Source organism: Neobacillus sp. NPDC058068 (assembly GCF_042885335.1).
GTDB lineage: Bacteria > Bacillota > Bacilli > Bacillales > Cytobacillaceae > Neobacillus.
In genome coordinates this window covers 42626-64130 of record NZ_JBHVSI010000003.1, presented here as the reverse complement: position 1 = coordinate 64130, position 21505 = coordinate 42626, and the positions used below count along the sequence as shown (strand labels likewise).

Annotated in this window: 11 protein-coding genes; 4 read left to right on the top strand and 7 right to left on the bottom strand. The window is 42.7% G+C overall.

Features of this window, described 5'->3' with window-relative positions; all coding sequences use genetic code 11:
- Window positions 1-3345: a GH36-type glycosyl hydrolase domain-containing protein gene (locus tag ACFVSW_RS04665; protein WP_387312825.1), complete on the top strand. Its 3345-nt coding sequence runs from the start codon at window positions 1-3 to the stop codon at window positions 3343-3345.
- Window positions 3346-3454: 109 nt separating this feature from the next.
- Window positions 3455-4423, top strand: a complete 969-nt coding sequence (locus tag ACFVSW_RS04660; RefSeq protein ID WP_387312822.1) for a LacI family DNA-binding transcriptional regulator — start codon at window positions 3455-3457, stop codon at window positions 4421-4423.
- Window positions 4424-4460: 37 nt separating this feature from the next.
- On the opposite strand, the gene ACFVSW_RS04655 is transcribed toward ACFVSW_RS04660, so the two are convergent.
- The 6 genes from ACFVSW_RS04655 to ACFVSW_RS04630 form a co-directional block, all read right to left on the bottom strand.
- Window positions 4461-5819, bottom strand: coding sequence for a glucoamylase family protein (locus tag ACFVSW_RS04655; RefSeq protein WP_387312820.1), 1359 nt, complete (start codon window positions 5817-5819; stop codon window positions 4461-4463).
- A gap of 416 nt (window positions 5820-6235) precedes the next feature.
- Window positions 6236-8080, bottom strand: a complete 1845-nt coding sequence (gene asnB, locus ACFVSW_RS04650) for an asparagine synthase (glutamine-hydrolyzing) (RefSeq protein WP_387312817.1) — start codon at window positions 8078-8080, stop codon at window positions 6236-6238.
- 56 nt (window positions 8081-8136) lie between these two features.
- Entirely contained in the window at window positions 8137-9474 is a 1338-nt protein-coding gene (glnA, locus tag ACFVSW_RS04645; RefSeq protein ID WP_387312814.1) for a type I glutamate--ammonia ligase, read from the bottom strand.
- 29 nt (window positions 9475-9503) lie between these two features.
- Window positions 9504-14003 carry a glutamate synthase large subunit gene (gene gltB / locus ACFVSW_RS04640; protein ID WP_387312811.1) on the bottom strand — a complete coding sequence of 1500 codons (4500 nt, stop codon included), beginning with the start codon at window positions 14001-14003 and terminating at the stop codon, window positions 9504-9506.
- Window positions 14004-15085: 1082 nt separating this feature from the next.
- Window positions 15086-16069 carry a 2-hydroxyacid dehydrogenase gene (locus ACFVSW_RS04635; RefSeq protein ID WP_387312809.1) on the bottom strand — a complete coding sequence of 328 codons (984 nt, stop codon included), beginning with the start codon at window positions 16067-16069 and terminating at the stop codon, window positions 15086-15088.
- A gap of 185 nt (window positions 16070-16254) precedes the next feature.
- Window positions 16255-16725, bottom strand: coding sequence for an SRPBCC family protein (locus ACFVSW_RS04630; RefSeq protein WP_387312806.1), 471 nt, complete (start codon window positions 16723-16725; stop codon window positions 16255-16257).
- A 248-nt stretch (window positions 16726-16973) separates the two neighbouring features.
- Between ACFVSW_RS04630 and rpiA the strand changes: the two genes are divergently transcribed.
- Entirely contained in the window at window positions 16974-17660 is a 687-nt protein-coding gene (rpiA, locus tag ACFVSW_RS04625; RefSeq protein WP_387312804.1) for a ribose-5-phosphate isomerase RpiA, read from the top strand.
- 216 nt (window positions 17661-17876) lie between these two features.
- Window positions 17877-19769, top strand: coding sequence for a glycoside hydrolase family 127 protein (locus ACFVSW_RS04620; RefSeq protein ID WP_387312802.1), 1893 nt, complete (start codon window positions 17877-17879; stop codon window positions 19767-19769).
- Between the two features lie 315 nt (window positions 19770-20084).
- Here the strand turns inward: ACFVSW_RS04620 and ACFVSW_RS04615 are convergent, their stop codons facing one another.
- Window positions 20085-21380, bottom strand: a complete 1296-nt coding sequence (locus ACFVSW_RS04615; protein ID WP_387312800.1) for an ABC transporter substrate-binding protein — start codon at window positions 21378-21380, stop codon at window positions 20085-20087.
- Window positions 21381-21505: the final 125 nt, after the last annotated feature.

Genomic DNA, 21505 nt, shown 5'->3' with positions numbered 1-21505 from the left:
ATGACAACAAAGGCAGATGAAATGATTCACATAACAAAAGGTGATTACCGCTTTTCTTTTTTAAAAAGTGGAGACCTATACGAGGCATCCTCTAAAACATGCATGATCAATCAATGGCTGTCCAACCCGATTGACGGAGCCTTAAACAATCTTTATTTACGTCTTCATCTGGGAGCGGAAATCAAGGCAATCCCTATGCTTGGCGTTCATTCAGAAAGCCAGGTAAGCGTTTCAGACGCTAACGTGGTTTGGAAAGGGACCGTTGACGGGATAGACTACCAGGTCACCTTCTCCCTTACCGAAAAAGGCATTTGGTTCTGGGATGTGACCGTTACCGGTCATGACATCGAGGTCGATATCATTTATGGACAGGACCTAGGACTCGCTGATAAAGGAGCCGTCCGAACCAATGAAGCATTCGTCTCACAATATATTGATCATAAAGTCTTTGAGGATTCAAAGAAGGGCTATATTGTTTGTTCAAGGCAAAACCAGCCGCAACAAGCGAACTTCCCTTATCTGCAACAGGGGGCATTAACAAAGGCAGCCGGCTATTCGACAGACGGATTTCAGTTCTATGGATTATCCTACAAGGAAACAAATGAACCGGAAGCACTAACAAAAGAAAAGCTGGCGAATGAAGTGTATCAATATGAATTCGCTTATACAGCATTACAGTCCGAACGGGTAAAACTTGCAGGTACAGCGCAGTTTGTCTTTTATGGACTTTTTAAAGAAAATCATCCGGCAGCCGTTACGGCATTAGAATATGATGCGGAAATCGTCGAAGCATGGAATCTTATCAAGGAAGAAAGCGCACCAGCAAAGGAATCCCTCCAACAGGTCCGCCTTTCCTCTTCCTTTGGAAAACCATTACAAACCATTTCGATGACAACAACAGAAATTGAAGAGTTATTCCCAAATCGCCATCAAGAAGAATGGGTCGGCGCTACACTGCTTTCTTTCTTTACTGATGCACATGAGCATATTATTTTAAAAGAAAAAGAACTTCTCATCGAGCGTCCTCATGGTCATATTTTAATGACGGGACATAACGCAACGAGGAAGGAAAATGTCTTAACATCTACTTCTTATATGTACGGTATTTTCAACTCGCAGCTTGTCGTCGGAAATACGTCTTTTAATAAAATGCTGACTAATGCTCGAAATCCGCTAAATGTCATGAAAACTTCCGGTCAGCGCATCTATGTGGAAGTGGATGGTGTTTTCCGTCTATTGACGATGCCTTCGATGTTTGAGCTTGGCTTTAATTATGCTCGTTGGTATTACAAAACAAATGATGATCTGTTGATTGTCACCAATTTTACTGCCGTAGACACACCGGAGCTTCAACTATCCGTTCGTTCGGCTAACGGAAAATCGTATCGCTATCTTGTGACAAATCAAATTTCGATGAATAACAACGAATACGATGCGCCATTTAGGATGAAGGAAAAAGACCAAGTACTCTCCTTTTTTGCCAGTAAGCAATCTGACAGCACTGAGGTTTACCCGGATTTACAATACCGTTTAAAAATTTTTGGAGCTGAGATTTCACCGGCAGACGAACAGAAGTTTTCAAAGAATATCCAAACCAGTGCTGCATCCCTTACCTTGCTTGAAATTAGCAGTACCACTGAATGGACGATGACAATTCAAGGTCTGCTTCACGGTGAGGAATTACCGTTTACGAAACTTGTTGCTGAAGAAGAAATTGAAAAATATCGCGAGTTCTATCAGTCGGTTATGAATGGCTTCGAATTAACCCAAAATGGTCTGCCAACAAATCAGTTGAAAAAGGTAAATGCCCTTGCCTGGTGGTATACACATAATATGCTTGTTCACTATTCCGTCCCCCATGGTTTGGAACAATATGGCGGCGCGGCATGGGGAACTCGCGATGTGTGTCAGGGTCCAACAGAATTTTTTCTGGCTGCGCAAAAATACGAAGCAGTAAAGGATCTTTTACTCACGGTGTTTTCCCATCAATATGAGGATAACGGAAATTGGCCGCAATGGTTTATGTTTGATCAATACTACAAGATCCAACAGGAAGATAGTCATGGAGACATTATTGTCTGGCCGCTAAAAGTTTTAAGTGATTATTTAGCGGCAACGGGCGATTTTAGCATTCTTGCTGAAAAAGTTCCTTACACAAAGCGAGGCAGCTTCGAATTCACGGAAAAAGTGGAAACGATTGAGCAACATGCAAAAAAAGAGATTTCCTATATTCAGGAGCATTTTTTACATGGTACTCACCTTTCGTCGTATGGGGATGGTGATTGGGATGACACCCTCCAGCCTGCAAATGCCCAGTTAAAAGAATTTATGGTAAGCAGCTGGACCGTTGCCCTAACGTACCAAGTTTTCAATCAGCTTTCCCAGCTTTTAAAAGAAACAGATGAACAATGGGCAATGGAACTTCGAGAGTTAGCAGCTGGAATCGAAGCAGATTTTAATCACTATATGCTGCAAACAGAGGTCATTCCCGGGTTTATCTATATGGAAAACCCGAAGGAATTGGAATTGATGCTACACCCAAGTGACAATAAAACAGGCATTCACTATCGCCTCCTCCCGATGACCCGGAGCATGATTGCCGAACTATTATCACCGGAAAAGGCAGAAGCACATTATCAAATTATTAAAGAAAAACTCTACCATCCAGACGGCGTACGTTTAATGGACCGGCCTGCAAACTATGCCGGTGGTGTGAGCACTCACTTTAAACGGGCGGAGCAGGCCGCGAATTTTGGCAGGGAAATTGGCCTTCAATATGTTCATGCTCATATCCGTTTTGTCGAAGCAATGGCGAAGCTTGGAAAAAGTGATGAAGCATGGAAAGGGTTAGAAACGATTAATCCGATTGGGATTCAACAAGTGGTGCCAAATGCGGAAATCAGACAAAGCAATGCTTACTTTAGCAGCTCAGATGCGAAATTCAATGACCGCTATGAAGCACAGGAGCGGTTTGATGACCTTCGACATGGTGCGGTTCCCGTTAAAGGCGGGTGGCGCATTTATTCAAGCGGACCAGGAATTTATATGAATCAATTGATTTCTAATTGTTTAGGCATTCGCCATCATGACGGAGATCTCATCATTGATCCTGTGCTTCCAAAAACACTGGACGGATTAAAATTTACGTTTATGTTAAACGGGAAACCGGTCCGATTTATTTACCACCTCGAGGGTAATTCCGTAAATCGAGTTCTTCTTAATGGAAAGGAAGCTTCTATCGAAGCTTTACAAAACCGCTATCGCCAAAGTGGTGTGAGAATTACTAAACAACAGCTTGAACAATCTTTACTAAGTACTTCAAACACGATTGAGATTTTCATGTAATGAATACCTGCGGCCATCATTGGCCGCGGTCTTTTTTTCCATATATTGTTCCCGCCTGGAACATTGTATAATAATAGTAACGTTTAATCGAAGGATAGGAGAGTGTGTCGTGGTCAGTATTAAAGATATCGCGAAAAAAGCAGGTGTTTCCATTTCTACCGTTTCATACGCATTAAATGGCAGCCCAAAGGTAACAGCGGAAACATCGGCAAAGATTCATGCGATTGCGAAAGAATTGAATTATATTCCTAATGCAGCGGCACGATCATTAAAGAAGCAAGAAACGAAAATCATTGGCGCTTTTTTAACAAACTATAGCGGTGCTTTTTATGGTCAGCTATTACAGGGGATGCAGGATTCACTTAGTAAGGATGGGTATGAACTCATTGTCTGCAGCGGCAAGCAGTCACATCGTTTTCTTCCCGAGCGGATGATTGATGGGGCGATTATCTTGGATGTGACATTCTCAAGTGAAGAATTAGTCAAGTATGCGGAGCTTGGCCATAAATTAGTCGTGTTGGACAGAGAGTTAGACCATCCGAATATCAATCAGGTTCTTCTTCATAATCGGTCGGGTGCGACCTTGGCAATGGATTCCTTAATTGAAAAAGGGCACAACAAAATCTATGTAGTGACAGGTCCGAAATTCTCCTATGATTCTAACCAACGTCTACAGGCAGCAAGGCAGGCAGTTGAACGGTATCGTCATATTGAATACGTCGAAATCGAAGGCGATTTCAATAAGCCTTCAGGTGAAAGCGCTGCTGAACAAATTATCAAGGAATACACTAAACCGGTGGCGGTTTTTTGCCTCAACGATGAAATGGCGATTGGCATGTATAATTACATTTCCAAAACGGAGTTTAAGGTTGGCGAGCATATTCATATTATCGGGTTTGACAATATTGAATTAACACAGTATACACAGCCGCGTCTTGCAACCATCGATTATTCTGAGCGGAAATGGGGAGCACTAGCCGCTGAGCAATTGATAAAATTGATCGCCAATAAACCAGTGGTACATGAACGAATTTATGTGACGTTGATTGAGGGAAAATCAGTGCAGGAAATTAGGTAGGGACATGGGGGCAGTCCCTCTCGTCCCTACCGTTGTTTTACTGAATTGAAAATACTTCCTTCTTCAGTAATTCTTCTGGCTTGCTGCCAATTTCACTTTTATGGAAGTGATTACGTATAACGCCATCATCTAAATAGTTTGCGATCGAGACCATAATCATACCTTGGTCAAGGGCTAAATAGGCTTTGGCCAGGTCACCGGTTACTACATTTACCGAATCATAAAAGCCATATTTGCCGTACATATTTAATGCCTTTAAGGCTTTGATGTTTTTGTATGCTTCTTCAGGAGCATACTCAAGTCCGAGGAATGTGGCATGTGCGGTTACAGTCCCATCATCCTTGTATCCAGATGTCCCTAGCGGTGTAGCTGCAAATTCACTATAGCCATCTGGAGTAGCTGCTGGTGAAAAGCCCCAAGCAGGATACCCTTTTTCTTTTGCGTATGCGATTTGCAATTCAGCATGGCGTTTGTTGTTTAAACCAAGTGCATTTGCTCCAAGTTCTTTTTCTTTTATTACCAGCCCTGGCATAAGGCCTTCAAACATACTTCCTCCCCAGCTCGGTACATAACTTACTCCATTGTATTGGTAATGACCTTCAAATACAGGGACACCATCATATGTAACAGTTGGTCCTTCTGGAATTTGTGCTTGCCAATCCCACTCTGCAGGAAGAGTCCTGTACATTTTCCACCAATGATCTGATGGTACATCTCCCTTTCCAATGGCAATGTAGCTTGCCAAACGGGGTTCTGTATAGAACATGCCATAATGGTGGTCGGTCAGCTTCCCTTCGTCAACAGAGTATCCGCCGCGGAACTGGCCAACTTCTGGATCATATAAAGTGGAATAGTTCATTGCGTTTACAAGCTTGTTTGACTGTTTCGCCAATTCCTTATAAGCTTGACCCGTAACGATCAAACCTGCCGATAGCCAGCCATTATCTACCTGTGAAATAAATTGTCCCCAATCTGTTTTTAAGCTGCCGTCTGTATTGTACCAGTTATAATACAAACCGTTCCATTTTTCTAACTTCTCTAAAGTGTTTAATGTTGTTTGCAGTCGGGAAACCGCTTCTTTACGTGTGATGATCCCCATCTCTTCAGCTGAGACTGTACTTAATAGGTACATCCCAATATTTGTTGGCGATGTATGTTTAGCTTCATCTTCACCATTTTGAAAACGGACGATATCACTAGTTAACCCTGTTTTCGGGTCAGTATAGTCCTGAAAGTAACGATACGTTTTCTTTGCTGTCGATTCTAATTGTTTTTCGAAACCGATATTTTTTCCGTTCCCTTTTCCATTTCCGTTAGCATTGGCTGCTGGTGAGACTATTAAGCTAGTAAGTAAGAACAATATACCTATCATCATGATATATTTGATTTTGACCATTTTAAAATCTCCCTTCTTTGTTTATCGAAACGTTTCTATAATAGAATAACACTCAAAAATGAAAACGCAAACAATGTAATCGATTTGAAATATTCATGTAATATTAATCTTTTACAAATAAATATCAAATCAAAAAAACCAAAGAGTTAGCCTCTTAGGTTCTTTTAGATAGGCTGTGTTAAAAGTGAATGTTGATTTCCGTTCCAGGCGCGAGCGGTTCGCGGGGCGGGCGGTGAGCCTCCTCGGCGCTATAGCGCCTGCGGGGTCTCACCTGTCCCGCTGCTCCCGCAGGAGTCTCGCGCCTTCCACTCCAATCAACATTGTGCTCAAAATCAACATGTTCTTTAACACAGCCTTTAGATAAAAGGGGAAGCCCGCCACAAGGATGGCGAAAATCGGTTCTAGATATAGCTTCATTACACAATATTAACCCGATATTGTTCCAGCCAGTGATTCAGTTGAATGAGATAGGCGATCAACTGGGGGCCGGTCATGAGTTGGCCGAACCACGGGGTTTTGAAGGAGGAACCGTCTGAGTCGATGATTTCTTTCACCTTTTGCTTAGAAACGATTTCATGGATGGGGGATGATTTCTGGTCCAAGATGGCGGTTAGCTTATTCTTTACGAGTTTCATATATTCCGGGTGATGTGTCTTCGGGTAGGGGCTCTTTTTCCGGTAAAGAACATCAGCAGGAAGAACACCTTCAAGCGCCTTGCGCAAAATCCCCTTCTCCCGCCCATTTAACATTTTCATGTCCCACGGGATATTCCAGGCATATTCGACGAGGCGATGATCTGCAAAAGGAACACGGACCTCCAAGCTTGCCCCCATGCTCATTCGATCCTTCCGCTCTAACAACGCGGCCATAAACCAGACCATATTCAGATAAAACATTTCGCGCCGCCGTGCTTCTAATGGGGGTTCCCCCTCTAGTTTCGGGACCTCCCGAATGGTTTCTTGATAGCGTTCGTTCACATATTCCGTCAGATTCAGTTTTGTTTTCCAATGGGGATGAAGGAGCTGCTCCCGCTCCTCCAGGGATTTCACCCACGGAAACCCGCCCCCCTGAATCAGGGCATTCCGGTGAAACCACGGATACCCGCCAAAAATTTCATCGGCACATTCCCCCGACAAAGCGACCGTATAATGCTGCTTGATTCGCTCACAAAACCATAACAGCGAGGAGTCTACATCCGCCATTCCCGGTAAATCTCTCGCTTGAACCGCATCCTCTAAACGATGAGTGAGCAGGGCGTTGTCAATAACCTCTGAATGATGAACAGACCCTAAATACTGTTGCATTTTTTGAATCCAAGGTGCGTCCTGATCTGGCTGAAACGAACTCGATTGGAAAAATTCGCGGTTCCGATCATAATCGATGGAATACGTATGAAGCACACTGCGTCCTTCTTTGTTAAAAAAATCGTTGGCAAACGCACTAATCGCACTAGAATCAATCCCGCCAGATAAAAACGTACAAACCGGGACATCCGCAACCAATTGCCGTTCAACCGCATCTTTTACAAGAAATCGTACCTGTTCAACGGTTTCCGCTAATGAATGAGGGTGCTGGCCACTTTTCACATTCCAATATCTTTTTATTCTTACGCCGTTACGATCGTAGCTGAGGACATGTGCAGGTCGAAGTTCGTTGATTCCGCGAAACACTCCATGGCCCGGAGTTCGGGAGGGACCGAGACCGAAGATTTCCTGCAGCCCTTCCTGATCCAACTCCGGCTTTACGGCTGGATGAGCAAGAATCGCCTTCAATTCAGAACCGAAAAGCAGCGAGCCATTCCCTTCTTTGTAAAACAGCGGTTTAACCCCAAGACGATCTCGCGCCATAAATAGCTTTTGCCCGTGATGATCCCAAATGGCAAAAGCAAAAATACCATTTAAATAGTCAACACATGCTTCGCCCCACTCCATATAGGCCGTCAATAATACCTCTGTATCGGAATGTGACTCGAAGCGGTGCCCGCTTTTCAGCAATTCCGTTCGAAGTTCTTCCGTATTATACAGTTCTCCGTTATACACCATCGTACATGTCCGCCCACTCCTCGTTTTGGTCATGGGCTGTGCTCCCCCTGCAGGATCCACCACGATTAACCGGGTATGACCAAGTATAACGGGCGGAGCACTCCAGACATTGGAGGCGTCCGGGCCGCGCTTACTTAATGTTTCCGCCATTTTTTTCACGATTTCTACATGTTTCGTCAGGTCTTTGCTCCAATCCACCCATCCTGTAATGCCACACATCCTTCCTCACTCCCTATCTCAAATGATTTCCATTTTCACATCCAATCGACCGTTCCTTAATATTGGCTGAGATACTGCTCGCGTTCCCACGGGTGAACAGCCGTGCGGAATAGATCCCATTCAATTTCTTTTGCTTCTAAAAAATGTTCAAATAAATGCGTTCCTAAAGCCTGGATTATCACTTCATCCTTTCTTAAATGGTCAAGCGCATCTGTTAAAGTCGCCGGTAAATCGCGGATTCCATTTTCGCTCCGCTCTTCTTTTGACATCGTATAAATATTTCGATCGACAGGAGCAGGCGGGATTAACTTGTTCTTAATCCCATCTAGCCCCGCAGCAAGCAGGACAGCCATTGATAAATAAGGATTCGCAGATGGGTCAACACTGCGGACCTCCACTCGCGTGCTTAAACCGCGGGAAGCGGGGATTCGAATCAACGGACTTCTGTTCCGTGCAGACCATGCCACATAACACGGGGCCTCATAGCCTGGAACCAACCGTTTGTAAGAATTCACGGTCGGATTGGTGATGGCCGTGAAATGAGGGGCATGCGCCAAAATCCCCGCGATAAATTGTCTTGCTGTTTCACTTAATTCCAAGTGACCATTTTTATCAAAAAAAGTATTTTCTCCATTTTTGAATAAAGATAGGTTGCAATGCATGCCCGATCCATTGATTCCAAACAAAGGCTTTGGCATAAACGTGGCATGCAGCCCGTGCTTTCTGGCAATCGTTTTTACGATCAGCTTAAATGTTTGAATGTCATCACACGACTTCACGGCATTTTGATATTTAAAATCAATTTCATGCTGTCCCGGCGCGACCTCATGATGGGAAGCCTCCACATCAAAGCCCATTTCCTCCAGCTCCAAGACGATATCACGGCGGCAGTTTTCCCCAAGATCTGTGGGGGCTAGGTCAAAGTATCCGCCATGGTCATTTAATTCCAGAGTCGGCTCCTCCTTCTCGTTTAATTTAAATAGGAAAAATTCTGGTTCTGGTCCCACGTTAAAATCGGTAAAGCCCAGATCGTTCATTTCTTTTAAAAGCCGCTTAAGATTACTGCGGGGGTCCCCTTCAAACGGTGTGCCGTCCGGATGATAAATATCACAAATGAAGCGGGCTACTTTTCCTTTTTCTCCTGTCCATGGAAAAATAACGAACGTGTCAAGATCGGGATACAAATACATATCCGATTCTTCAATGCGGACAAAGCCCTCAATTGAAGAACCATCAAACATCATTTTATTCTCTAACGCCTTTGGCAATTGACGAATCGGAATTTCAACATTTTTGATCGTCCCAAATAAATCCGTGAATTGTAAGCGAATAAAGCGCACATTTTGCTCTCTCGTGATCTGGAAAATTTGTTCCTTAGTATAAAAATGGGTCATCAGCGAATCCTCCCTTTTCTAAAAACATGTTACTTCATGACTGAATCGTTTCTGTTCTCCTGTAAGATTCGTTTGTATTCTTTCGGTATAACCTTCACCCAGTTAGACATTCGTTCATCCCAGTTGCGAAGAATCTCCCCTGCCCGTGTGCTCCTTGTATGCTGGAAATGATTCGAAACAAGTTGTTTCACTTCGTTTCTTTCGTGGTCATCATCCAGAAGCTCCAGTTCGAGGTATTCCTGATTACACTGTTTTTCAAATGATTGTTGATCCTCTGTAAAAATGTAAGCTGTACCACCGGACATTCCGGCGGCAAAATTTTTGCCGACTTCACCGAGAATGACGACACGGCCGCCAGTCATATACTCGCATCCGTGGTCGCCAATCCCCTCTACAACCGCATCAATGCCGCTATTCCTTACACAAAATCGTTCACCGGCCTGCCCGCTAATATATGCTTCACCTGAAGTGCCTCCATAAAAAGCTACATTCCCGATGAGAACAGTTTTACCCGAAGAATAAACAGACTTGTCAGATTGAGATACTATGATTTTACCGCCAGATAACCCCTTCCCAACATAATCGTTGGCATCGCCATTCAAAATCAGCGTGATCCCTTTTGGAAGAAAAGAGCCGAAGCTTTGACCCGAGGTCCCGGTAAACTGCAATTGAATGGTATCGTCTGGAAGGCCTTGCTTGCCATAACGCTTCGTTACCTCACTGCCCAAAATCGTGCAGACAGTCCGGTGAATATTTTGAATCGGGAAACTGGCTTTTACTTTCTGTTTCTGACGAAGTGCAGGCTGACACACCTCTAGAAGCGTTGTATAATCGAGTGTTTTTTCTAACTGGTGGTCCTGAGAGCGAAGCTGAAACATCGAGCCTTTTTTACCATTTTCAGGCTGATAAAGCAGCGGTCCTAACTCTAAGTCTTTGGCTTTCCAGTGATGTGCCATTTGCTTATTTTGCGTTAATACATCCGTTCGGCCGACCATTTCATTGATGGTCCTGAACCCTAGTTCCGCCATAATTTCACGGACATCTTGAGCAATGAACCGCATAAAGTTTTCCACATGCTCCGGCTGCCCAAGAAACTTGCGGCGAAGTTCCGGATCTTGTGTGGCAATTCCGACAGGACAAGTGTTCAGATGACAGGCGCGGATGAGGACACAGCCTAAAACAACAAGGGGCGCCGTCGCAAACCCGTATTCTTCTGCACCAAGCAGCGTTGCGATGACGACATCACGGCCCGTCATCAATTTTCCATCTGCCTCGAGCACCACTCGATCACGCAAGCCATTCAGCACTAACGTTTGATGCGCTTCCGCCAATCCCAGCTCCCAAGGCAATCCTGCATGCTTGATGCTCGTTCTTGGTGCCGCACCCGTTCCTCCATCTGCTCCGCTAATCAGAATGACATCCGCCAATCCTTTCGCCACCCCAGCTGCGATGGTGCCAACCCCCGATTTGGCCACAAGTTTTACGCTGATTCGTGCCTGCGGGTTTGCATGTTTCAAATCATAAATGAGCTGCGCTAAATCCTCGATTGAATAAATGTCGTGGTGCGGCGGCGGTGAAATTAACCCAACACCTGGTGTAGAGCCGCGCACTTCAGCAATCCAGGGATACACTTTACTGCCCGGTATTTGACCGCCCTCACCCGGTTTTGCGCCTTGAGCCATTTTGATTTGAATTTCATCTGCATTCACTAAATAATGACTTGTAACACCGAAACGGCCTGAAGCGACCTGCTTAATCGCACTTCGGCGCACATCACCATTTTTATCAGGGATATAGCGGCCGGGATGTTCCCCGCCTTCTCCGCTATTGCTTTTTCCACCGATTCGGTTCATAGCAATGGCTAAGGTTTCATGTGCTTCTTGACTCAAGGAACCGTATGACATCGCACCTGTTTTAAAACGGCGGCAAATGGATTCGACGGACTCGACCTCCGCAATCGGGATGGGCGTCGTTTCCTTAAATGCCAAGAGGTTTCGTATAAAAATAAGCTGGTCTTCATTTGCCTGTGCAGCATATTTCTTGTACATGTGATAATCGTTCGTCCGACAGGCTTGCTTTAACAAATGAATTGTCTGCGGTTGAAACGCATGGACCTCGCCCCCCTTCCGCCATTGAAAGTCGCTTCCTGCCTCAAGGGGTTCATCAGGCATATGAAACGCTTGCTGGTGACGCATCAATGTTTCTTCCGCGATGGTTTCAAGAAGGATGCCCTCCAATTGTGACGTCGTTCCTGTAAAATACCGATTAATCACAGAAGAATGGATGCCAATGGCTTCAAAAATTTGAGCGCCCCGGTAGCTTTGAACGGTGGAGATTCCCATTTTTGAAAGAACCTTCACAACACCGCTTGTAACGGCTTGAACATAGGATCGGCTTGCTTCCGCTAATGTGATCCCTTTGATTTGACCGTCCATGACCAGCTCTTCTAACGTTGCAAAAGCAAGATAAGGATGAATCGCATCCGCTCCGTAGCCAAGGAGGGTGCAAATGTGGTGAACGTCCCGCGCTTCCCCCGTTTCGACAATCAAGCTGACCTTCGTTCGCGTACCGCTGCGGACGAGATGATGATGGAGACCGCTAACCGCAAGTAATGCCGGAATCGCCGCCATCTCCTTGTTCATCTGCTGATCGGATAAAATAATCAAAGACACACCTTCAGCGATGGCAGTATCGACATGTTGAAACAAGTCATGCAGGGCGTTCTCCAGATTTGTTTTTCCCTTCGAAACTGGAAAAAGAATCGGAAATATCTGGGACTGAAAGTGATGATGGCGAATCTTGGCCAGTTCATCGCCTGTTAGAATCGGCGTATTCAATCTGATTCGCCGGCAGCTGTCGGCACTAGGATGAAGCAAATCCCCCTCTGGTCCAAGTAATGTCGAGGTTGAAGTGACAAATGGTTCCCTGATGGCATCAATGGGAGGATTTGTGACTTGAGCAAATAACTGCTTGAAATAATCGGATAGTAACTGCGGCCGATGTGAGAGCACCGCTAGCGGGGTATCGCTTCCCATTGAACCGATAGGATCCTTCCCCTCGGTGGCCATTGGAATGATTTGTTTCTTCACTTCTTCTATCGTATAGCCATGGGCCCGCTGACGTTGCAATACCGGACTATTCGCACTTGTTTCATGGCTTACACTCTCTGGAAGCTCATCGATTGAGAGGCATTGTTCCGTCAGCCATTTCCGATATGGATGAACGCTTGCCATCTGCAGCTTTACCTCTTCATCCTTGATCATCCGCCCTTCCTCTAAATCGATGAGAAGGATCTGCCCGGGACTTAATCGGCCTTTTTCCACAATCCTTTCAGGCTCCAGATCGAGGACGCCCGCTTCAGATGAAAAAATAACGATATCATCATCCGTGACAGTATAGCGTGCCGGCCGGAGACCGTTACGATCGAGCATCGCGCCTATTTGTTTTCCGTCCGTGAAGGCGATTGCTGCCGGGCCATCCCATGGCTCGATGACGTGACTGTGAAATTCATAAAACGCTTTTATGCGGTCATCCATGGTTACGTCGTGTTCCCATGGCACCGGCACCATCATCATGGCTGCATGCACCAATGGCCTCCCGGTCAAGAACAAATATTCAAGCACTTGATCGAACGCAGCGGAATCACTGCCATTTGCATCGATGATTGGCAAAAGTTCTGCTGCATCTGCTCCCAGGTCTGCATGTTTCATCGCCGTTTCACGCGCCGTCATCCAATTCACATTGCCTTTTAGCGTATTGATCTCCCCGTTATGGATGACATACCGATGGGGATGTGCTCGTTCCCAGTTTGGAAAGGTATTGGTACTATAGCGCGAATGGACGAGCGCGAAAGCAGATTCAACCGTTTTATCCTGTAAATCAAGATAATACTCGCCTAATTGTTTTGGGGTTACCATTCCTTTATACACAATCGTTCTAGAAGATAAACTGGCCACATAAAAGGTTTCGTTACCAGCTAGCTGTTGTTCGCGAATGAGCTTTTCCGTTCGTTTCCGAACCCGAAACAGCTTCCGCTCAAATTCCCGTTCATCGGCAGCGTCTGTTGACCTGCCAATAAAAATCTGCCGGATCACCGGCTGACTCGCTTTTGCCGTTTGCCCAATCGTCGAATCATTTGTTGGAACGGTCCGCCAGCCAAGGAATGTCTGACCTTCTTCGGCGATGATTTGCTGAAATACTTTTTCACAGCGGACTCGTAGTTCACGATCATTTGGCAAAAAAATCATCCCAGCACCGTAGGCTCCTTCTTTAAGTTTGTTCAAGCATGAACATTCTCGTTGGAAAAATATATGAGGAATCTGGATCATGATGCCCGCTCCATCCCCAGTGTCAGCATCACTCCCATAACCGGCCCGATGTGCTAACCGACAAAGCATCGATAACCCTTGCTTGATCATACGAGGTGATCGTTTTCCTTTCACACTGACAATGAATCCAATCCCACATGCATCATGTTCAAACACTGGATCATACAGTCCTTGTTTTATTGGCTGTTTGCCTACTCCCATTCTTTCACCCCTTCTTGCGAATTCTTCAGAACAATACGTGTGATGATTTTTGGAGACTTAGTTATTCGAATGTTCTTAATCTTCATGATATGCGCAACATTCAATCTGAACAATATGCATTTTGTATAAAATCAATCTAATAATGAGATTAATCGAACATAAACATTGAATTGCAGTTAACTTTACTCGTGTGGACATGCTTTTTAGACCGTACCCGCTGGCACGATCTAGTCCGTGAAAATTTTTCATCTCGCCATTTTTCATTCTTGGCAAGCCCTTTTCCTATATTTTTCTTTAAATTCTTTAATTTTATGATTTTTAGGCACAATTGGCGGGATATTATGACGGAGAGGGGTTCTACTTCAACTTTTTGGCTCGAAATTCACGGAAACCTTTAAGTAGAGCGGTTCTACTTCAACTTTTTGCCCCAAAATACACGGAAACCTTTAAGTAGAGTGGTTCTACATCGACTTTTTAGCTCTAAGTCCTCGAAAACACCTACGTAGAGAGCTTCTACATCGACTTTTTAGCTCTAAATCTATGAAAACACCTACGTAGACGGCTTCTACATCGACTTTTTAGCTCTAAATCTATGAAAACACCTATGTAGACGGCTTCTACATCGACTTTTTAGCTCTAAATCCACGAAAAATTTCCATGGTACGTCGCAATCGGCTAGAAATATGTCGTAATTGCTCAAGAATATGTCATAAGTATCCGAGATTCAAAATAATTTCCAATTAGTTCCCAGTTAATCTCGTAAGTTTCGGAAAATATGTAGTAAGTGTCCAGAAATATGTCGTAATTGACAACGATTAGTCCTTCATCATGCCCTTGAAGGACTAATCCCCACTAAAAACACAACAAATACCAATACTCCTTCATTAATACTTCTATACCTAACCAAATAAAACTTATTAAAGCTCCTTTAAATGTAGCTTTGAAAAAAAACCACCATCCGAAATGTTTGGTGGTTTTCAATAAATGAATAGGGTTCAGTCCTGCTACTTATGCAGCAGGACTGAACCCTAAATTGTTGCAATTGAAATGAAACGGAAGCACAAGGACCGTCCCCATGAATCCTATTTTACAAGACACTGTAGTTCTGGAACCACGTTTTCAGGTACGCTTCCCGTGACACCTGCGACTAAATTCTCCGCCGCTTTCATGGCCATATCAAATCGGGTTTGTTCTGTGGCGGAGCCAATATGTGGGAGCACAACAACATTGTCCATTTTCAATAATGGATTATCCTTTTCAACCGGTTCTACTTCAAATACGTCCAAACCAGCCCCATAAATTTTGCCTTGCTTCAGTGCATCAATGAGCGCTTGTTCATCTACTACCTGTCCTCTTGAACAATTAATAAAAATTGCGTTTGATTTCATCCGGTTAAACTGCTCTTCTCCGAAAAAATGATAGGTGGATTCATTCAGCGGCAGCATCACTAATACAAAATCAGCTCTCTCTAATAAAGGATTGAGCTCGCTATAATGAATGCCGTATTTCTCCTCCAAGTCGGGCTTTCTCCTTGTACTGTTATAGAGAACATTCATTTCAAATCCAAGTGCAGCTCTTCTGGCAATTTTTTCACCAATTCGTCCCATACCAATAATACCCAATGTCGCATGATGGACATCTTGACCGTAAAAATCCGTTTCACGAATGGACTTATCCCACTTTCCATCCTTAACTAGATTGTTAAATTCTGATATTCTTCTAGAAGCGGAAAGGATCAAACCAAAAGCCAAGTCAGCTACCGCTTCATCCAGTACATATGGGGTATGAGTACCTAATACACCATGTTCCTTCATGGCATAGGTATCAAAGGCATCATAACCAACCGCGATATTACTAACAATTTTTAAACGAGGGGCTTTTTCTAAAAACTCCCTCGTTATTACCCCTTTTGGTGTCATGAGTCCTTCCACGTCAGCAGCTTCCTTTAGTAGAACTTCCATAGGGATTGGCTCCCGTTCCTCCCATATCTTGTAATCACAATATTGAGCAATGTAATCCTCAACTTCTTTCGGAATAGGCTTTGCAATAAATACTTTCGGCTTCATCCTTGCTCCCCCTCAAATGTATCTGGTCCGTTCTACTTTAAGTAGCGTTTTTTCAATTACATCCTAATCATGTCTCTATCATTCTAAAATACTTCTATCCTATGGCGCCAAACAGGATTTCCAATTATGAGCAGCTCTACTAGCACTTACAGTATGCCCCAATTCATCGCCTCCAGCTGCCCCTATTAAACTAACAAATTTGCTTTTTTATTTTCCTCCTCTGCCACATTTTTGACTCGCTCACAAAATTGCACGACAATTTTATCACTTGCAAAGAGTAAAAATAATTTAAGGAACGATTTCAATGGTTGATTTGTACAAGTATATGTAAACAAAGTTTTTTGCTCGGTTATTTGACTTAGTTCATACAGAGCGGTAATTTCAAACATCTTTGCAAGCGTGAAGCCTACTTTTAATTTCTTTCTATCAGGAGCATTTTCATATTCTAATGTCTCAACATCGTACTCCTCAATTCGTTTCCCTTCTTTATATTTTTGACGATAGATACTTCCAACGCCCTCATCCGTCACTTTTACTGGTTTATGATCTACTACTTGCGGCATAATTTTTTGCATTTCCTCTAATGATCCATCTAACAGTCCCCAAACTTGATCAATCGGTGCATCTATTTCGATTTCTTTTGACCATGACTTCATGTTAACACCTCTTTTATTTGTATTAAAAAACATGCTTACTTAATTAGTATTCCTCCTTTATTGGCTAATTCCTTTAAGAACCTGTTTAAAATGGAAAACTCGAACAAATGGAGGATATGAAAGATTTAGTAATTTTAATTCAGAACATCTAGAACATCCCCCGTCGAACAAGATGTAGCGGGTGTGACAGATTTCAAGTAAAAATACAACTATGCTATTATGTAAAATAAAAACCCGAGGTGACCCCGATGTTAAACTTAAACGCGACAGATGAAAGAAAAAAAGCTGCTGGTGAGAAAGCAGCGGAATTTATTCAGGATGGAATGACAATTGGCTTAGGTTCTGGTTCAACCGTTTATTGGCTGTTGAAAAAATTGGGTGAGTTCATCGATCAAGGGCTTACTATTAAAGGAATTCCTACCTCTTTGCAAACAGAAGACTGGGCCAAGGAATTTAATATTCCATTAACCGATTTCTCCCAAGTGCAATGTCTGGATATAGCGGTTGACGGAGCCGATGAAATTGACACCAATTTCAACTTGATCAAGGGCGGCGGCGGAGCTCTCTTACGTGAAAAACTTGTCGGTGCCAATGCGAAGAAGCTAATTATCATTGCGGATGAATCAAAAATGGTCACAACCTTAGGGAAGTTCCCCCTCCCGATTGAAGTGGTCCCCTTTGGCTGGGAAGTGACAGCTAAAAGGATTGCACAGCTTGGCGCTACTCCGCATTTAAGAAAAAGGGAAGAGAAGGTTTTCGTTACAAATAACGGAAACTATATTGTGGATTGCCAGTTCCAGTCCATCCCAAATCCCTTAGTGCTGCATAATCAATTAAAGCTCTTATTAGGGGTAGTAGAAACTGGTCTATTCATCGGAATGACAGACACCATCATTATTGGTGGAGAAGGCGAAGTAAAAGTCCTAAATAAATAGAGAGAGGCCGCACTAGAAAAAAAGAAAATTCAGTCTAATTACAATTGACTAAATAGTAAAATTATGTTAATGTATGGTTAAACGATTAATCATTAATCTTTATTTTTATATGTATTTCTTAACCTCAAGTTTTTTCTTCAGAATTTTACCTAATCCCTTGTTTCTAAAAATCTAATTAGTTTATGTTTCAAATCCCAAAAAAGGAGTTAGATAATAATGCAAATGATAAAAGATGGACAGTATAAGCCTTTACCATTACAAAATGTTGAAATTAATGATACGTTTTGGAAACCTAAAATAAACATAAATCGTTTACATACAATCCCCTTTCAATATCAACAGTTAATAGAAACTGGAAGAATCGCGGCTTTAAAATTGAAAAAAGATGGTCCCGTACCACATCCATTTTGGGATTCAGATATTGCTAAATGGATTGAAGCTGGTAGCTATAGCCTTTCTAAACATTATGATCCTGAACTTGATCAATTAATAGATGATGTAATTGTTTTACTTGGCAAAGCTCAGGAACCAGATGGATATTTAAATTCTTACTTTACTATTGTTTGCCCTGAAAACCGATGGAAAGATCTTCGTGATTCCCATGAATTATACTGTGCCGGTCATTTAATAGAAGCAGGTGTGGCCCATTACATTGCAACCCAAAAGAAGAGTCTACTAAATATAGTTTGTAAGTATGCGGATTATATTGATACTGTTTTTGGCCCAGAACCCAATAAATTAAAAGGATACTGCGGCCATCAGGAAATTGAATTGGCGTTAATAAAACTCTATCGTGTCACTAAAAATGACAACTATTTAAAACTAAGTCAATTCTTTATTGATGAGCGCGGAAGAGAACCTCATTACTTTGATGAAGAACAAAAGCATATAAAAGGGTATTTCGATGACCTTTTTAGGACATTTGATAACCTAAAAGAGTACAATCAATCACATAAACCTGTGAGGGAGCAGGATCAAGTGGTGGGGCATTCCGTAAGAGCCATGTATTTATATTGTGCAATGGCGGATTTAGCCTTAGAAATAGAAGACGTTTCATTATTAACAGCCTGTGAAAGATTATGGAATAACTTAAATGGTAGAAAAGTATATATCACTGGCGGGATTGGATCTGAGCATAAGTATGAAGGATTTACCTTCGATTATGATCTTCCAAACGAGACCTCCTATGCTGAAACGTGTGCAGCTATCGGATTGGTATTCTGGAACCATCGGATGCTGCAACTGGATTGTGATGGGAAGTACGCCGATTTAATGGAGCGTTCACTGTATAATGGTGTACTAAGCGGAATATCTTTAGATGGAAAGAAGTATTTCTATCATAACCCTTTAGCTAGTTTAGGTGATATCCATCGTAAGGAATGGTTTGGTGTTTCTTGTTGTCCGCCAAATATTTCAAGATTGCTCGCTTCTCTTGGAGAATATATATATTCACAAAACGAAAATACAGTTAGTGTTCATCTTTTTATAGGCGGGAAGGGAACCTTTAATGTTCAGAATCAAAATCTTGTTCTCTACCAGAAATCAAATTACCCTTGGGAAGGTGATATTGACTTTACTATAGAACTGAATCAAGAAACTGAGTTTAAGTTAAAAATTCATATTCCCGGCTGGTGTAAAGATGCAAAATTATCCGTTAATGGCGAGACGTTTAATATCGAAGATCATATTGAAAAGGGCTATGCTGTGATTAACCGAAAATGGAACAATAATGATAAGATTAGGTTGATTTTACCTATGCCTGTTGAAAGAATGTATTCACACCCCGATGTTAGACAGAATGTTAACCACGTTGCTATTCAAAGAGGGCCGATTGTTTATTGTATTGAGGGAACTGATAATGTAAATAATCTTCATAGTATCAGTTTACCTTCTAATCCAGAACTTAAAGCTGAGTATGATGAAAATTTACTAGGGGGAATTGTCAAAGTCACCGGTATTGCCCAGCATCTAGACATCAAACCCTGGGATGATACATTATATAAATCTGTACCTCCAGAGGAAAAACATACAGAGCTTGTGGCAGTTCCGTATTATGCGTGGGATAACCGTGAACCCGGTCCCATGAGAGTATGGATATCGGAAAAATAATAAATATCCAGAGGAAGATTCTGCAGGGTTAAAAATAACCTTATGGAACCTTCCTCTGTATTTTTATATTTAAAAAAGGCTGTGTTAAAGCACATTGTTGATTTTATGCACAATGTTGATTGGAGTGGAAGGCGCGAGACTCCTGCGGGAGCAGCGGGACAGGTGAGACCCCGCAGGCGCTTTAGCGCCGAGGAGGCTCACCGCCCGCCCCGCGGAAAGCTCGCGCCTGGAACGGAAATCAACATTCACTTTTAACACAGCCTAAAAAAAAGAAACGGTTGGGTCATCGGATCCCAACCGTTCAAATCATTTTATTTATTTCATGTTTTCAAGTTCTTTAGCTAATTTATCTAATGCTTCTTTAGGGCTTACATCTCCGGATAGCGCTTGGTGAATATAGGATTGAGCTTTATCTGACATCTTAGAATATTGTGGATGAGTTGGTCTAATAGATGCCTCTTCAAATACCTTTGTGTACTCCTCTAAATAAGGATTTGCTTTAATAACATCTGCATCATCATAAAGTGCTAACTGTGTTCCGGCATACCCTCCGCCAACAAGCATTTCTTTTTGATTTTCAGCTGAAGTAAACCACTTGATCACTTCCCAAGCCTCATCTTTATGCTCAGAACTATTTGAAATGGCAAAGTTCCAGCCGCCCACTGAGTTTGCTTTTTTACCGCCTTCAAATTTGAAGTTACTTGCTACCCATGTTTTATCCTTAACTGGTGAGTCATCTGCCTGGTTAAGAGAATAGACATATCCCCAGTTTGGATTAAATAGTGCCTGCCCTTGTGTAAACGGAATTCGTGAGTCTTCAGGAGTTGAATATCCAATAGCAGAAGGTGATACAACTTTATCCTTATTCATCATATCAACCATGAATTGCAGTGCCTTAACGGCCTCAGGACTATTTATTGTAACCTTGCCGTCTTTATCAAAGAAGTCTCCGCCAGCTGCATGTAAGAATTCTGTGAAACTCACAATTAATTGTTCGGACCGTCCCCAATGCATAGTGAATCCTTGAATTCCTTCCTTTTTTGAGATCAATTGAGCTACTTTCACAGCTTCTTCGTATGTTTCTGGTACTTTTTGATTATACTTTTCTAGTAAATCCTTACGATACCATAATGGGTGTAAATCATTGAACCAAGGCACAGCCCATGTTTTATCATTATATTTTACAGAGTCCACCTGTCTTGATATATATTTAGACTGAAGATCTTCTGTAAACTTATCATCAAGAGGTGCTAACCAGCCTGACTCCGCAAATTCTGCCGTCCAAACTACGTCCATATTTACAATATCTAAATTCTTTGATTTTGCAGAAAGCTGTGTTACGGTTTGGTCATGCATTTGTGAAGCATCATTGGACATCTGGGTAAATTCAAGATTAATCTTGTCATGCTCTTTATTAAATTTTTGTCTAGCTTTTTCCATCATACCATTTGGATCATTTTCAAAAACGGCCATTCGAATAGTAGCTTTACCAGATTTATCCCCGCCTTTTTCGCTGTTTGCCTTTTCACCCGCGCCGCTGCACGCTGTCATTGCGAAAATCAACCCAAACAGGAACATGAATATCAAAAGCTTTTTCAATGGATTTTTCATTTAATGGGGCCTCCTTATAAATTTAAAATATTATTAGAACAATAGATACATTTTTTACTTGAAAGTGCCTCCGGGCAAAATTTCTTCTGCCCGGAAGAGGCTTGACTGTTGTTCAACCAAGGCTG